General features: G+C 61.0%; 11 protein-coding genes. 9 read left to right on the top strand and 2 right to left on the bottom strand.

The genetic code is table 11. The features are described 5' to 3' along the window. The first annotated feature begins 23 nt into the window (after nucleotides 1-23). The 8 genes from ACOGXH_RS15050 to ACOGXH_RS15085 all read left to right on the top strand — a co-directional run bounded on the left by ACOGXH_RS15050 (nucleotide 24) and on the right by ACOGXH_RS15085 (nucleotide 13,016). Nucleotides 24-740: a hypothetical protein gene (locus tag ACOGXH_RS15050; protein ID WP_419929902.1), complete on the top strand. Its 717-nt coding sequence runs from the start codon at nucleotides 24-26 to the stop codon at nucleotides 738-740. Further along, entirely contained in the window at nucleotides 740-1,675 is a 936-nt protein-coding gene (locus ACOGXH_RS15055) for a haloalkane dehalogenase (protein WP_419929903.1), read from the top strand. The genes ACOGXH_RS15050 and ACOGXH_RS15055 overlap by 1 nt, the downstream gene beginning before the upstream one ends. Next, a complete protein-coding gene (locus ACOGXH_RS15060) occupies nucleotides 1,672-2,841 on the top strand; it encodes a glutathione S-transferase family protein (protein ID WP_419929904.1) in 1,170 nt (389 codons plus the stop codon). Before ACOGXH_RS15055 ends, ACOGXH_RS15060 begins: the two co-directional genes overlap by 4 nt. A 32-nt stretch (nucleotides 2,842-2,873) precedes the next feature. Then, the gene (locus tag ACOGXH_RS15065; RefSeq protein ID WP_419929905.1) at nucleotides 2,874-3,482 is read left to right on the top strand and encodes a TetR/AcrR family transcriptional regulator; all 609 of its coding nucleotides are present in this window, start codon (nucleotides 2,874-2,876) and stop codon (nucleotides 3,480-3,482) included. Nucleotides 3,483-3,694: 212 nt separating this feature from the next. Beyond that, complete coding sequence (locus ACOGXH_RS15070; protein ID WP_419929906.1) at nucleotides 3,695-4,951, top strand: ATP-binding protein; 1,257 nt, start codon at nucleotides 3,695-3,697, stop codon at nucleotides 4,949-4,951. Then, nucleotides 4,948-9,108, top strand: coding sequence for an NACHT domain-containing protein (locus ACOGXH_RS15075; protein ID WP_419929907.1), 4,161 nt, complete (start codon nucleotides 4,948-4,950; stop codon nucleotides 9,106-9,108). Before ACOGXH_RS15070 ends, ACOGXH_RS15075 begins: the two co-directional genes overlap by 4 nt. Before the next feature lie 418 nt (nucleotides 9,109-9,526). Further along, nucleotides 9,527-12,481, top strand: coding sequence for an N-6 DNA methylase (locus ACOGXH_RS15080; RefSeq protein WP_419929908.1), 2,955 nt, complete (start codon nucleotides 9,527-9,529; stop codon nucleotides 12,479-12,481). A gap of 118 nt (nucleotides 12,482-12,599) precedes the next feature. Further along, nucleotides 12,600-13,016 carry a P-loop NTPase fold protein gene (locus tag ACOGXH_RS15085; protein WP_419929909.1) on the top strand — a complete coding sequence of 139 codons (417 nt, stop codon included), beginning with the start codon at nucleotides 12,600-12,602 and terminating at the stop codon, nucleotides 13,014-13,016. Here the strand turns inward: ACOGXH_RS15085 and ACOGXH_RS15090 are convergent. Beyond that, on the bottom strand, nucleotides 13,009-13,524 hold the full coding sequence (locus tag ACOGXH_RS15090; RefSeq protein WP_419929910.1) for a hypothetical protein: 516 nt from the start codon (nucleotides 13,522-13,524) through the stop codon (nucleotides 13,009-13,011). The genes ACOGXH_RS15085 and ACOGXH_RS15090 overlap by 8 nt on opposite strands. A gap of 231 nt (nucleotides 13,525-13,755) precedes the next feature. On the opposite strand from ACOGXH_RS15090, the gene ACOGXH_RS15095 reads away from it, so the two are divergent. Next, a complete protein-coding gene (locus ACOGXH_RS15095) occupies nucleotides 13,756-14,736 on the top strand; it encodes a hypothetical protein (RefSeq protein ID WP_419929911.1) in 981 nt (326 codons plus the stop codon). Between the two features lie 198 nt (nucleotides 14,737-14,934). On the opposite strand, the gene ACOGXH_RS15100 is transcribed toward ACOGXH_RS15095, so the two are convergent. Further along, on the bottom strand, nucleotides 14,935-15,588 hold the full coding sequence (locus tag ACOGXH_RS15100; RefSeq protein WP_419929912.1) for an NYN domain-containing protein: 654 nt from the start codon (nucleotides 15,586-15,588) through the stop codon (nucleotides 14,935-14,937). Nucleotides 15,589-15,655: the final 67 nt, after the last annotated feature.

Below are 15,655 nucleotides of genomic sequence, written 5' to 3' on the forward strand. Positions count from 1 at the left end.
GCGCAATACTATAAGGTCCGCCCATGCCCCGGTATGGAGCGCTGAACGACACCTACGTGGCCTCCTGGTTCGAACGAGAAGAGCCCGGCGGGCCGATGTGGGCGCTCAATCTGATGAAGTACCGAGCCGTCGCCGACTACGGGGATGGCCGGACCTCCACGCTCACCGGCGTCGAGGCCGACGATGTCTACGCACCCCACGAGCAGCTGAAGGCGGTGGGCGCTCGCATCATCCTGATCGCACCGGTGGTCCATCAGCTGCTGGGCGACGATACCGAGTGGGATCGGATCGCCATCGCGCAGTACCCCTACCGCGCCGCCATAGCCGAGATGACCATGCGCGAGGACTTCCAAGAGTCTCACGTCCATAAGGACGCGGGAATGGAGTTCACCATTGTCATGGCAACCTTCCCGGCAGAAGACGACCCGATACCGCCACAGGCGTCTGGAGCCGACTCCGACCAACTCCTGCTTCTCCAAGTTGTGGCCGACGCCTCGTATCCCGATCTGGCCGAGGCGATCGAATCGACCCGCATCGGCCGGTTCTGGGTCGAAGACCGGTTCCTCGGCGATCACCGGACCTTTGCCGAAGCCCGATTCGACTTGATCTCCCCGGCAACGGCCCAAGAGCTGGCGGCCGGCGGGACCACCCACGACGAGGCCAACTACGCAGTGATCGCCGACCCGCTCCTCGACGACGTGGCCCGGTCGCTGACTGACCCAACCCGAGTGTTGTTCTAGTGCGCATTCTCCGCACTCCCGACGACGCGGCCGATGGCCTGGCCGACTATCCGATCAAGCGCCGCTACATCTCGATTCCCTCCGGGGACGGCCAAGAGCTGCGCGTTCACGTTGTCGACACCGGCGACTCCGACGCCGCGCCGGTGGTCTTCCTCCACGGCAACCCGTCGTGGTCTTTTCTTTGGCGGCATCAGATAAATGCGGTCGCCGCGGCTGGATGGCGGGCCATCGCTCCCGATCTGGTGGGCATGGGCATGTCTGACAAGCCGTCGGAGATGGCCGACTACTCGCTGGACCGACACATCGACTGGATGCGGTCGCTGCTGTTCGACCATCTCGACCTCGCCGATATCACGTTCGTGCTGCACGACTGGGGCGGCATCATCGGCATGCGCCTGGTGGCCGAACAGCCCGACCGGGTCGGCCGCATGGTCATCTCCAACACCGGCCTCCCCTGGCGGAACATCAATGAGCCGCTCCCCGAGGTGATCGAGGCATCTGGCCCCTTGGCCGACTTCCAGGCCTTCGCGGCAGCAGCCCCGGTGTGGGAGCCGTGGACCCTGCTGCCCATGGTCATGGTGACCGAGCCCACCGCCGATCTTGTGTCTGCCTACCGGGCGCCCTATCCCGACAAGGAACTCACTGTGGGGAGCCGGGCCTTCACCCAGCTTCTGCCTACCCGCCCCGACAACCCCATGTATCCCGCCAACTACGAGGCGTGGAAGGTGCTGGAGCGGTTCGACCGACCGGTGCTCACCATATTCAGCGACCTCGACGCGGTGGCCCCTGACGGCTGGAAGCCGATCACTGCTCGGATTCCCGGTGCCGCCGACCAGCCCCACACGATTCTCAAGGGCGGTGGCCACTTCCTCCAAGAAGACCTGCCCGACCAGTACACACAAACCCTGTTGACCTGGCTGGGGGTTCCGACATGACCAGTCCTTACACGCTCTATGGCGCCCCGGTGTCGCTCTTCACCGGCAAGGCGCGCTCCTACCTGCGCAAGCAGGGAATCGACTTCGTCGAGGTCTCACCAGGCAGCGACCGCTATCTGAACTACATCGTGCCAACGGTGGGCCGGTGGATCATACCGGTCATGGAAACGCCCGACGGGCGGATCATTCAGGATGGCGCTGACATCATCGACCACTTCGAGAAGGGCGACGGCCAGCCGTTGCGCCGGATGTCGGTATACCCCGAGTCGCCTGTGCTCCTGGCCATCAGCCACCTGTTCGAGATCTTCGGCGGGGAAGGGCTGATGCGGCCGGCCATGCACTACCGGTGGAACTTCGACCGCGAGAACCTGGACTATCTGCGGTCGGAGTTCGCCCTCGTGGCGCCACCGGCCGCCTCGCCGGAGGAGGGGGAGAGAGTATTCCTGCACAACAGTGGGCGCATGCGCAAGGCGACGGTGAAGTTCGGAGCCACCCCAGAGACCGCTCCACTAGTCGAGCAGGCCTTCCACCAATGGCTCGATCTCTTCAACGCCCACCTCGCCCACCATCCATACCTGCTCGGCGGACAACCCACCATCGGCGATTTCGGACTAATAGCCGCCATGTGGGCCCATCTGTTTCGCGATCCGGTGCCGCAGTCGCTGATCAAGGCTCACGCGCCCCGGGTGGGGCGGTGGGTCGAGCGCATGGCCACCAGCGAGCCCTATGCCCACGAGTACGACGCCGAAACCGACATGATTTCCGACAACGACGTCCCCGAGACGCTGAAATCGATGATGCGCCATGTGGCCGAGGAATGGCTGCCCGAGATCACGGCCCACTACGAACACGCCAATCAGTGGCTAGCCGACCGGCCCGACTTGGTTGCCGGCACCAACGGCAAAGACAACCCGGCCAGCCGCAACATTGGCGAGGCCGTTTTCGAGTGGCGGGGGACGCGCATCACCACCGTCGTCCAGCCCTACCGCTTCTGGCTGCTCCAACGCCTTCACGACGATCTGGCCGCCGCCGAACCCTCCGATCAGGCTCGGGTTCGCCAACTCTTCCGCGACACGGGCGTCGAGGCCCTGCTCGACCTCCGGACCATTCGACGGGTCGATCGGGTCGACCATCTCGAGGTCTGGGGCCCAGTCACCGACGACTGAGATGCTCAAGTGACTGCTACCGTCAAACTGCGATGACCGACGTAGACCGCACCGACGCATCCGTCGACGGGCGGGTCGCCCGCCGAGAGCGCAACATCAACACCGCTCTCGACACCGTCCTCGAAATGTTTGCCGAGGAATCGCTGATTCCGTCCATCGAGCAGGTCTCCAAGCGGTCCGGTCTTTCCCTGCGATCCCTCTACCGATACTTCGCCGACCCCGGCGAGCTCATCGAATCCGCCATCCATCGCCATCGCGAGCTCATGAGAGACGCTGGCCACCTCCACAAGATCGGCCAAGGACCGCTCGACCGCCGCATCGACGACTTCGCGGCCATGCGGCTCCGACTCTATGAGAGAGCCGGCCCGGTGTATCGCGCTGCGGTACACAATGCTCCCAACCACCCCCGGGTTCGCGATTGGCTAGCCGTAGCCCGCGACGACCTCCGCGACCAGTTCGAGCTCCAGTTCGCTCTCGAGTTGGGCGCCGTGACGACATCCGATCGTCAGGCCGGTATGTCCGCCGGCGACGTCCTTTTCCAGTTCGACACCATCGACTACCTGCGCCGCCACCGCCGATACACCATCGCCGAGACCGAGGCCGTGCTTCGGTCCGCGTTAGAGGCAATCCTCCGACCCTGAACAGGGCCCCTTGGGATTCAGGGCCCCTTGGGATTCAGGGCCGCAGCAAGAGCTTGCCCTGGTTTTCGCCGCGAAACAGCATGCGGAAGTAGCCGGTGAAACCGGTCATGCCCAAAACGCTAATGTGGAGTTCGATCAACCCCAGCTCCATTTGGGATTACGATATTGAGTAATTTTACTCAATATCGTAATCAGATTGGTATACTGCGGGTATGGCCGAATTTCGGCGTTCGCACGTCGACACGATTGTCAGCCGCTTATCGGAGCCTCCACAGCGGCTCGTCGCGATCTTCGGCCCGCGCCAAACCGGAAAGACCACCGCAGCGCGCCAAACGCTCGCGCTCACCGAACTAGGGCACCGCTACGAGGCAATAGATGCCGCTGAGCCCAGTGCTGAGCCCTGGCCAGCCTCCTCGGATGTCGACTATGCAGTCTTCGGGCCTGTTCAGAGGGATGCCCGATGGCTGGTGGAACTCTGGGAGCAGTGCCGGCACCAGGCGTGGACCTCTCGGCAGGGATTCGTCTTGGTCCTCGACGAGATTCAGAAAATTGAACAGTGGTCGGAAGTGGTCAAAGGCCTCTGGGATGCTGACCGCGCTAGCGGTTGTCCCCTTCATGTGGTTGTTCTTGGGTCGGCACCGCTTCTGATGCAGTCCGGATTGAACGAGAGCCTGGCTGGCCGGTTCGAGCCGATCAATGTCACTCACTGGTCATACCCGGAGATGGCCGACGCATTCGGCTTCAGCTTGGACGAGTACGTGTACTTCGGCGGATATCCGGGGGCTGCTCCCCTATCCCACGATCAGGAGCGGTGGAGCGCCTACATCCGCGGCGCGCTGGTTGAGCCCAACATCGAGCGTGACGTGCTCTCAATGACGAGGGTCGACAAGCCTGCCCTGCTCAAGCGGCTCTTCGAGGTCGGGGCGCTGTATTCCGGCCAGATCTTGTCGTTTAACAAGATGCTCGGACATCTGCAAGATGCGGGGAACACCACCACCTTGACGAGGTATCTGGACTTGCTTTCCCAGGCCGGGTTGCTCACCGGCCTCTCCAAGCACACCGAGCGTCCGGTATCAGCCAGGGCCTCGATACCGAAGCTGAATGTGCTCAACACCGCGCTGATGTCGTCCGCCTCCGGCTACTCCCTCGAACAGGCCCGAGCCGACCGCATGTTCTGGGGCCGCCTGGTCGAAAGCGCAGTGGGGGCGCACCTGGTCAACACGGCTTCGCCGAGCATCACCGTCAAGTACTGGAGAGACGGCAACCACGAAGTGGATTTCGTCCTCCAAAGGGGCCCGCACACGGTGGGCATAGAGGTCAAAAACGGCCAGACACCGACCAGACACCGGGGCCTCATGGAGTTCGAGCGCCGCTTCCAGCCTTGGGCAACCGTCATCGTCGGTGACACCGGTGTTCCCCTCCACGAATTCCTGTCCGAACCCGCCGACTACTGGCTCGAGGCGACATGATCAGCCCAGTCGATCGCACCTGCACCGAATTGGCCGTAGATGAGGCCAGCGGCCTCATCTTTACCAGGTCCCTCCCAATCAGCGCATTCGATCACATTCGTGCCTATGTGTTGCTGGGCGATGCTGGGTCGGGCAAGACAACCGAATTCGAAAAGGAATTTGAAGCGCTCGGCGACGCTGCGGAACTCTTGAGCGCCAGGGATTTCACCACCCTGGATGTGGATTCTCATCCCGAATGGCGAGAAAAGACCCTCTTCATCGACGGCCTAGACGAATCGCGCGCCGGGACATCCGATTCGCTGACGCCGCTGGATCAGATCCGCAGTCGGCTCGACCGGCTCGGACGTCCCTGGTTCCGGATTTCTTGCCGAGAGGCAGACTGGCTCGGCACCAACGACCGCCAGAACCTGTCCACTGTTTCACCTGATTCGCAAATCACTGTGCTGAGGCTCGACCCCCTTGATGACGTTGGGATCAGAACTCTGCTGACCTCGCTTGATCTCTCAGACGATGTGGAGGAATTCATCGAAGAGGCTGGGCGACAGGGTCTTGAGGCGATTCTGCGTAACCCGCAGACGCTGAAGCTGCTCGCCGAGGCAGTGGAACAAGGAGGCGAGTGGCCCAACAGCCGACAGGAGACCTTCGAGTTGGCCTGCCAAAAGATGGCATCAGAGTGGAACGAGGAGCACCTGGAGAGAGCTGATCCAATTTCGTCCGATGCCACTATGGATGCCGCCGGCTATCTGTGTGCATTGCATTTGCTTGCCGGCACCGAGGGGTTCTCGACTAGTCGTCGATTCGATGGTGCCTCGTTCCCATCAATTGAAGAGTTGCAGGATCCACCGAACAGACTGCCCAACAACAGCCTGAGGCCAGCGCTGGCCACCAGGCTGTTCACCGGAGCGGTTGAGCGCCGTCTCAGCCCCGTCCACCGTCACATCGCCGAGTTCCTGGCCGGCCGGTTCCTGGCCAGCCAAATTGAGAATGGGCTTCCCGCCAAAAGAGTGACGGCTCTCATGACCAGCCCCAGCGATGGAAAGGTCGTCACCGTCCTCCGGGGCCTCTCAGCTTGGCTGGCGGTCCACAGCCGTGAGGCGCGTCCGCTGCTGGTGAAAGCCGACCCGGTCGGCGTGGGCCTCTATGGCGACATTGAGGGTTTCTCGACCGACGAAAAGATGCAGCTACTGGAATCGCTAGCCAACTTCGCCGAACAAGCCCCACTCTTCGGCCACGAAAGACCTGACGACCGCGGCAGCTCGTACATAGGATCCACCGCTCAAGCATTCCGATCTCTCGCCTCTGACGACATGATCCCCGCTATCAGGGATCTGCTCGCCGAACCGGTCGCTGATACCCGCGACCACCGAGTATTGGAGTTCGTCCTCGAGGTGCTGGCCGTCGCCAAAGATCCGGAATTGATCTCGCTGCGTGTGCTGGCATCTGACTTGGAGTCAATCGTTCGCGACTACGCCTGCCCGCAAGAGATCAAGACCCCAGCTTTGGATGCATTTATCCGCATCGCCCCAACAGGCGAGGATACGACGAACACACTGCTTCGACTCCTTGATGACGTCGAGTGTGGGGTTGTGACCGATCCAGATGATCAGCTTCGCGGAACCCTCCTCAGCAATCTCTACCCAACTCCTCTCAACCCCTCACAAGTCTGGCGGTACGCGACTCCCCGCGATCGGCACAATGTCATTGGGAGCTTCTCCTTGTTCTTGCACCATGAGCTGCTTGAGAACTCGTCGACCGAGCAGGTTGCAGAGTTGCTCGATGCCCTACACGAAGACGCCTCCACTCTCGTTCCCGCTCTACGGAAATACCTGGTTGACGACCTGCCTTGTCAGCTATTGGCCCGAGGCTTGGAGGAATGCGGCGAAGAAATCGATTTTCCCCGCCTCTATGGCTGGCTTTGCATTGTCACTGATCCCCTCGACAGGTTTCATTGGGAAGATCGAGATATTCGCCCCATCCAGACATGGTTGGAGGAGCATCCCGGCATCCAAAAGTCCATTTTTCTGGCCTGGCTCAGACACTGCGACCAAACCGACTCCCATGCGGGCAATTCAATCGAGTTCTGTGGTGCGCTCCAAGGGAGTTCGCTTCCCTCAGACTTCGGGCTGTGGTGCCTCGAAGTGGCGCTTGAGCTCGCAGACACTGAACCGCATGTATCCCAGGACTTGCTCAAACAGTCTTACTGGCTACTTCCAAATCACAGGATGAACGAAGGGCTCACGCTAGACGTCATGCGTGCACGAGTGCGCTCGCATGACGCGCTGGCCCGACGACTGGAAGCGCTGCATTCCTCTACCCCTGACAGCGCTGAGTTGAGTGAGTCTCAGCAGCGTTGGCAAGCGCGTCTGGAAGAACGGAATGAAAAGGAACGTCAGGAAAGGGCTCAGCGAGAGGCTGATCTGCGTTCGCAAAAGTCGGACCTGCAAAACAACAGATTCTTCCCTCGCGGATTGCACTCCCTAGCTCAGGTGTATTTCGGCAAGTTGGGACGATCCGACACTGAAATCCCACCCGACCAGCGCATCAGCGAGTTCGTCGGCGACGACCCTGACCTCGTTGAGGCGGTCATGACGGCATTGCGGCAGGCGATTTATCGGGACGACGTACCCGCGGCCGACGAGACGATTTCCCTGAACTTGGATTCCAAATTCTCATTGCTGGCTTTCCCAGTGCTGGTGAGCCTGGACTTGCTTCAAAAGGAAGACCCAGCGCTCCTAGACGAACTCGACGACACGCTCAAGCGCAGCGCCCTCGCCATCCACTACTGCGTCTCGCCTGTCCTAAATCGTGATCCCAATGAACCAACACCCTGGTTCGAACGAATGCTGGAACATGATCATGAATTAGTGCTCGGTGTTCTGTTTCAGTGCGCCCACGCCGCGATGCGAGCCAGGGAGCAAATCCCACCAGGCCTTAGTGATCTAGACCGAATTGAACATACCCACCCAGTCCTCGCGCACGAGCTCACTACAAGGCTGCTCGCCTCATTTCCCGTCCGCGCGCCGCAGGCACAAATGCCCCTACTCGACCGACTGCTGGACAGGTTGCTACAGGCCGACAAGCCCGACCTCGAAGAAATGGTCTATGACAAACTGTCCATGCGCAGCATGGACGTCGCTCAGCGAATTCGGTGGCTAACGACCGGCGCACTGCTGTCTCCCGAACAGCACCTCGCCCCGTTTGAAGAATACGTAGGCAAGAGCCAGCAGAGAATCCGATACGTGGCCGGATTCCTCTGCAACCGCCACCGCAAAATGAGGTTTGGCAGCGACCCACTTGTCGACAAACTGGATCCCCACGCGTCTGCCGTGCTCATCAAGCTCATGGGCCCCGTGTTCAAGCCATTCGAAGTTGATGGCGGCGGAGCCGGGTGGGTCACGCCTGAGCTAGATGCCTCCTGGCGGATACAAGACCTGATTTCAACACTCGGCTCAAGAGCCAGCTACGACGCCAACATCGCGCTAAGGAACCTGATCAACAACCCCCGACTCTCCCAGTGGAGAGACCGGCTCAGATGGGCAGAGGAGCGACAGCGCGTGCTGCTGCGCGACGCCACCTACAGCCACCCCAGCGTAGAACAAGTCCAGCGAACACTCGATAACGGCCTGCCGGCCAACGCATCCGACTTGGCCGCGCTACTGAATGACCACCTCGACGGCATCGCCGATGACATCCGGGGCAGCAGCAGCAACATCTGGCGCCAATTCTGGAATGAGGAACCTGAGCTTACGGCGAAGCACGAAGATGCCTGCCGAGACGCGCTGCTTGCAATGTTGCAAGCCCGCTTTCCTCCTGAAATCGACGCGGCCCGCGAAGGCCACTACGTATCGGACAAGCGTGCCGATATCCGAGTGAGCTACGGGGGGTACAACGTGCCTGTCGAAATCAAGAAGGACTCCCACCGAGACCTCTGGAGCGCCCTCCAAGAGCAGCTGATCGAGCAATACACCACTGACCCAGCAACCTCCGGGCACGGCATCTACCTCGTCCTGTGGACGGGCGGCGACAAGATCAGTCGAAGGCCAGACGGCAATCACCCGGCCACTCCCGATGAGTTGAGAGAGCTGCTGGAAGGCGATCTGACCCCGGATCAAGCAAGTAAGACCTCTGTCAGAGTCCTTGATGTCACCAAACCCTAATTGGGGCCCAATCAATAGAGGATGACAGTCTCCTGGTCGCTGGCCCTGACTTTCTTTTGATAGAGCATCTAACATGCCCGTCGTGCCGGAAAGCAGTTCCTGAAGAAGACATAGGAGTTCAGCGCCAATTGGCAAGATAATCTCGCTGCGTCTCGGTTGACCTTGAAGTATCGACGAAGAATGAGCGTATTTTCTCCTTCGCTGGAGTGCGCCTCGACACCTGCGAGTCATACGCCTACCCGCCCGAGTTCCCAACTCTGGAACTACGCAACCGGTGGAGCCGCAGGCCTTAGCCTAGAGTCGATTTATGGGTTTGGATGGCCATATCGATCTGGGCGAATTGGTCTCGCGGTTGGCGAATCGTGCTCGCCGTGGCCGTACGGAGGCGACTGTCCAGGCCGATGTTCGAATGTTGCTGTTGGCGTCGGGGTTGAATCTCACCGAAGGCGACATCCTGGACGTTGATTTGGAAGCACAGCTCGCCGACCGCCGCCGAATCGACATCGAGATGGGCTGCACTGTCATCGAGGTGAAGCGGAACCTGGCGCCGGCGGGCGCGTTGGGCAACGCCGCTGACCAGTTGGCCGGCTATGTGGAGATGCGGAGCCGAAGTCTCGCCCAACAGTACGTGGGCATCGTCACAGATGGGCGTGACTGGCATCTGTTCCACCACACCGAAGATGGGCTGGTGGCCGTCGCGGAGCATCACGTGGATGCGACGGCGCCCAACGTGGAAGCGCTGGTGACCTGGCTCTCCTCGGTGCTGACCACAGAGGAGCGGGTGGAACCGACCAGGCAAGCAATAGCCGACCGGATCGGGGCAGCCAGCCCCGGCCACGAACTTGAACGCGCAGCATTGCGCGTTCTCTACGATGCCCACCGAGGTCAACCGGAGGTGGCGATCAAGCGGGAGCTGTGGGCCAAGCTGCTTACCACAGCGCTGGGCACCCAGTTCAGCGCCGACGAAGAGGACTTATTCATCGAGCACACCCTGCTGGTGGCCACCGCGGAATGCGTCGCACACGCCGTTTTGGGCTATCCGATCTCCCATCTGTCCCCAGCGACCCTGCTCGGCGGCGACCTTCTTTCGCACGAGTCCCAGATTCACGGAGTTGTCGAGCAGGACTTCTTCGACTGGCCGCTGGACTGCGGAGACGCGGGGCGCCGATGGGTTGCCTCTCTTGCTCGCAGGCTCGAGCAATTCGACTGGGGAACCGTCACCCACGATGTGATGAAGACAATCTATGAGTCCGTTATCACCGTCGAGACCCGCAGGCGCCTCGGCGAGTACTACACGCCGGACTTCTTGGCGGAGGCCATCACCGAGCAAGTCGTCGACGATCCACTCACCGAGACGGTGATGGACCCGGCCTGCGGATCGGGAACTTTCCTTTTCCACGCTGTCCGGCGATATCTGGAGGCGGCCGAAAAGGCCGGAGTGTCCAATGGCGATGCCGTCGCCGGCGTCTCGTCGCATGTCTTCGGTGTGGACGTCCATCCCGTCGCTGTGACCCTGGCCCGCGTGACCTATCTGCTGGCCATTGGCACAGTGCGGCTATCGGCGCCGGACAGGCGGCCGTTGCGGGTCCCGGTGTTCCTGGGTGACAGCGTTCAATGGGGCCAGCGCGGCGACATCTTCGCGTCCGAGACGCTCAACGTCAGCACCGACGACGGGGCGGAGATGTTCGCCGATCAGCTCCGATTCCCACAACGGCTCCTAGACGACGCCGACACGTTCGATGCCTTGGTGGCTGACATGGCCGAGATGGCCACAGATCGGGAGCGGGGCAAAGACGCTCCGTCAATCGCTGGGATCGCTAAGCGCCACGGTCTTTCCGGGGCCGACCTGGACACCGTTGAGGCGACATTCAAGACAATGTGCCGCCTGCATGACGAACGCCGCGACCACATTTGGGGCTACTACGTGAGGAATCTGGCCCGGCCCGCCTGGCTGGCCCGCAAGGAGAACCGGCGAACTGTTCTGGTGGGAAATCCGCCGTGGCTGGCGTATCGGCATATGACCGATGCCATGAAAGTCGTGTTCCAACTGATGGCCAAGGAGCGAAAGCTGTGGTCGGGCGGGAACGTCGCCACTCACCAAGATCTCGCGGATCTGTTCGTCGCCCGATCCGTGGAACAGTATCTCGCTCCAGGAGGGCGGTTCGCGTTTGTGATGCCCGCGGGCGTGCTTACCCGCGGGCAGTCCTCAGGGTTCCGATCCGGAGTGTTTCCCCTCAGCAAAGGAGGCCACACCCTCGTGGAGTTCGACCCCGCCTGGGATATCTCTCCAATTAGCCACCGGTTCTTCCCCCGCACCGCATGCGTCGCCTTCGGCAGGCGCTCTGACCAGCACACTGCGCTGCCAGATGAGGTGGAGCGGTGGTCTGGCAACCTGCTCGACCCAGGCGCCCCGTGGGCCGAGGTGCAAGAGTCCATCGAGCGAGAATTTGGCGAGCGGGTCAGCATCGACATCGACGACGAGATTGAATCGCCCTACAAGGCGCGCTTCGCCAACGGCGCCAACCTCACCCCACGGATGTTGATCATGGTAGAACTCGATCAAGAACCACCGCTCGGCGTCGGCGAGGGTCGCAGACCAGTGCGCTCTTCTAGAGGCATCTACGAGAACGATCCATGGAAGGAGATTGACGCCCTTAAAGGAGTCATCGAATCGCAGTTCATCCACCAAGTGCTGCTCGGCGAATCGGTCATGCCCTTTTGGCAGCGAACCCCCCTTGAAGCAGTCCTTCCGCTGCGCAAGGGCAAAATTATGCGGAATGAAGAAATCGACGACCATCAAGGACTAAAGCGCTGGTGGCACGAAGCCCGCCCGCTGTGGGACCAACACGGCAAAGGCGAACAGACCCTCGACGAGAACATCAACCACTACCACAAGCTGACCTCCCAGTTCCCTCTTGCCCCCATCCGCGTGGTCTACGGCGCCTCTGGAATGCACGTAACGGCCTGCCGCGTCGTCGACGAGCAAGCCATCGTGGAACATCAACTCAACTGGGCTGCCGCACGAACAACCGAAGAAGCCCAATACCTGTGCGCCGTCCTCAACAGCGTGGCCGTTACCAAGGCAGTAGAACCCTTCATGACTTCAGGAAAGGGCGGAGGACGACACATCAACTCCTACCTTTGGAGACTGCCCATACCGCTCTACAACGCCGAAGACGAACTCCACATGAGCCTCGCTGACCTTGGAGACCAAGCCGAGCACTTCGTCGCCAGCCTGGACATCAGACCCTCGAAGGCGCACGGAGCAATGCGGGCGAAAATCCGCAAACAACTGGCCGAAAATGAGCTCGGCCAAGAAATAGAGAGAGCGGTCGTATCTCTGCTCGACCAAACGATTGCCCCAGATTTGTAGCCCCCTCTGGCCAAGTCGGCGCCACGGCAGGTGGCCCGCCGGTGCCGTTGTCGTAGGTCTTCTGGATGGGGGATGGCCGGGTGTCAGCCATGTCGCCTTGTTCTTCTACATTGGCCGGATGCGAATTGCCCCTTCTGAGTTCACCGCTGCGCCCGGTGCCCCGTATCTTCGGGACCGGCTCAATCGAGCCCCTCAGGTCAGGGCTTTGTGCGATGTGATGCAACGGGTGGACGGTCATGGCGTGGTGTCGATCGACGGGCCGTGGGGATCGGGCAAGACCGCTTTCGTCAAGATGTGCGCCGCGGTGCTACGCGGCCGAAGCGTCCCTGTCGTTGAGTTCAATGCCTGGCAGCAGAGCTACACCAACAACCCTCTGGTCGATGTCGTTTCTGCCATTGCCGCCGAGCTCGGCGGCTCGTTGAGGGATGACCTGAAGAGGGCTCTGATCGACGGGAGCTGGCACTTGGCCAAAGTGGCGTCCCGCGGGGTGATCGACCGGGATGCCATTGGCCAGGGAGCTCCCGCAGTCATTTGATGACCAGATGGGCGGGGCAGACCACAAGGCAACGCTTGACCCGGCCGAGACTTTGCGACTCGCGAAGCCACAAACCTGACATGATCGTCTTGCCCGTCCCAGGTTCGTCGGCCAACAAGAACCGTAAGAGCGGCTGACGGAGCATGCGATCGTACACTGCCTCCATCTGATGCGGGAACGGCCGAAGCGGCACAGACGCCAGCACCGTCGACCGGGCGGACCGGGCCGAATTCAGCATCCACTCAGCCCACAAACCGGCGATAACCCTCTTTGGCGGGGCAGCGCCATTCTCTTCGACCACCACAACCTGCTCCGCCTCAGCCACCGTGAAGCTCTCCATCCGGTATCCGCCCGGATTGGAGCCGTCTACGATGAACAAGTCCCAGCCGACATCGGCTCTCGGAATGGCCGCTTCGACCGTCTCGATACCCGTGCCGCCCGGCAGCCTGACCCTCTGGCCACGCTCGAACCCGCTTACCTGCGGGCGAGCTAGTCCGGAATCGGTCACCCTTTCACCTCACAGGCAGGTGCTGCGTTGCAATCTGCTGTTTGGCAGTTGGAATGCGGGACAACGGTCTGTCGATCACAGCGGGAGGCTGGCCGGCTCACGAAGGGCAACACCACCCGGCCAGAAGAAAACCCCACGGGGGCCCTGCTAGGAACCGCATCCAGCTCATTTTTGCTTGTAAGGCCGTTTATTCCGGAGGGACTGGACAGATGCGGAAAATATGATTTGGAGATGGCCAGGTCGGGGCAGAAAGTCGAGGAGCGGGAAGCACTTGAAGTGCTTTGCGGCTGGGGCGTGGTAGCGGCATTTGAGTGGTTGGAAGCCGGCAAGAAAAAAGGTGTGCGCACCCCGGACTTGAGGCTAGAGCTAACGACGGGTCAAAAGGTGCTCACCGAGGTCAGAATGCATACCTACTCGGCTTCCCATCACCTGTTCTCTGCCGATGGGAAGGAGTTCCCGTCGCGGTATCTCAAGTGCCGGTGGGAAGTGAGGATAAACGACCCGGCGGCAAGCGAACCGACTGCGGAGACCTCCGAGCTATTCAAAGCCCTGGTTGACGAGACGATTATTCCGTTGCTGGTCGACGCCGAATCGGCTGGCGGCACTGCGGAGGCGATGGGTACTCGGGCGAAGCAGCTACTCCGCAACGCCCAGGTTGTCTTCGATTCCGGTAGACCCCGATCGCTAAGGCGGCGCATCAGCGTTTGGCGAACGCCTGAGCCTGTCAGCAGCGGGCCAGGCCTGGTAAAGACATGGGCTGGCACAAGCTACGCCCTGTGCCTTGAAGGGGTTGACCACTTGGTGGAAGCGGTACAGGACTGCATCGATCAGAAGGACTCACACGGGCAGGGTGCCGCCTGGTTGGTAGCGGCCCTCGACGGATCGCGCGCCTCCCAACAGCTAGAGGAAGTATGCAACAGCGTCTTGGACGGTGACGGCGAACGGTACTCGGACATCAATACCAGATTCGACATGAAGGGCTTCGACGAGGTCTGGGCGTTCGCCAGGTCTTTCAACGGGAATCACCACATGGCACTTCGCATGACCAGTACCAGCGCGGAATGGAAGCGCTTGGACCGTGTGAGGCACAGCGCCGCTAGGACAGCAGAAATTGATATCGAGGCGCTGACTGAGTCTTCGGGAACCGGCCCCACCATCCACGGTGATTTCCTGTACGCAGAGGAGATCGGCAATAGCGGGCGGAGCCGTTGAACGGTGCCCGCATCCGCTTGGCAGTGAAACCTGCTCAATGAACCGCAATTCGAACAACTCAGCCAGAGGCAACAGGGCGAAGTTGCGCACAGAATGGCTTGAAAAATCCATCTGAGTCCCTAAAATGAAGGCGAACCACCTAGTTCTCTGTCAAGGGGCTAGGCCCAGCAGAAGTCCGCTTCGGCGGACTTTTGCGCGCTAGGCCTTCCATTCTTTGGGCTTGTGGATCAATTTGCCTGCCCGGGTAGTCACCGGGTCGGGCAGCTGGCATCGCTCAATCAGCTTCCGGCTCAATGTCCGCTTATCACCGCTTAACAAGCGTCTCGGCTGCTGGGTCTGCTTGTGGGGGTTGACCGTGATGACAACTATTCCCTCCTCTTCGGCCATCGTGACCGGAGTCTGGAGATCGCTGTCGTTCGACAAGACCAACGCGACATCCATGTTCTTGTGGCAGGCATCCCGCACCAAATGCGCGCCAAGGGAGACGTCTGATCCCTTCTCCTCCGTGTGTACCACGCGAGCCATCTTGATCTTCCCCTTACGGTGTTCGCGGGCAAGGGGCAGATTCTTCTCCCTGTGCTTGAATTGACCCAGGTGGACTTCGGCTCTGGCATGCTCTTTGAGGGCGCGAATGTAAACGTCCTGCCGCTGAGCTAGTCCAGGGTCATCAGGCCGATCCTGAACTCGGGCTGTGAAGTACTTGACAGCACCGACGTGGTGCCCCCGCAGCAAACGACTGGCCAACTTGCGGTAGTCGAGCCACTTCAGATCCGAATTGCCTTTGAGGGCTCCGTAATAGAAGTTGAAGCCATCGACGTACACAATGGCGCGCGGTTGAGGCTGCTGAGACATGGCGTATCAGTCTACGGGAGGCACTGAACAAAACTTGTGGGGCGCGAGGCGTTAATCCTCGAAGATG

It is taken from the genome of Candidatus Poriferisocius sp. (assembly GCF_965208355.1).
Classification (GTDB): Bacteria; Actinomycetota; Acidimicrobiia; order Acidimicrobiales; family Bin134; genus Poriferisocius.

Excerpts from the sequence above, each read along its gene's own strand:
- ACOGXH_RS15050 (WP_419929902.1), top strand. The coding sequence starts at position 24 with ATGCCCCGGTATGGAGCGCTGAACGACACCTACGTGGCCTCCTGGTTC.
- ACOGXH_RS15060 (WP_419929904.1), top strand. The coding sequence starts at position 1,672 with ATGACCAGTCCTTACACGCTCTATGGCGCCCCGGTGTCGCTCTTCACC.
- ACOGXH_RS15065 (WP_419929905.1), top strand. The coding sequence starts at position 2,874 with ATGACCGACGTAGACCGCACCGACGCATCCGTCGACGGGCGGGTCGCC.
- ACOGXH_RS15070 (WP_419929906.1), top strand. The coding sequence starts at position 3,695 with ATGGCCGAATTTCGGCGTTCGCACGTCGACACGATTGTCAGCCGCTTA.
- ACOGXH_RS15075 (WP_419929907.1), top strand. The coding sequence starts at position 4,948 with ATGATCAGCCCAGTCGATCGCACCTGCACCGAATTGGCCGTAGATGAG.
- ACOGXH_RS15085 (WP_419929909.1), top strand. The coding sequence starts at position 12,600 with ATGCGAATTGCCCCTTCTGAGTTCACCGCTGCGCCCGGTGCCCCGTAT.
- ACOGXH_RS15095 (WP_419929911.1), top strand. The coding sequence starts at position 13,756 with ATGGCCAGGTCGGGGCAGAAAGTCGAGGAGCGGGAAGCACTTGAAGTG.
- ACOGXH_RS15100 (WP_419929912.1), bottom strand. The coding sequence starts at position 15,588 with ATGTCTCAGCAGCCTCAACCGCGCGCCATTGTGTACGTCGATGGCTTC.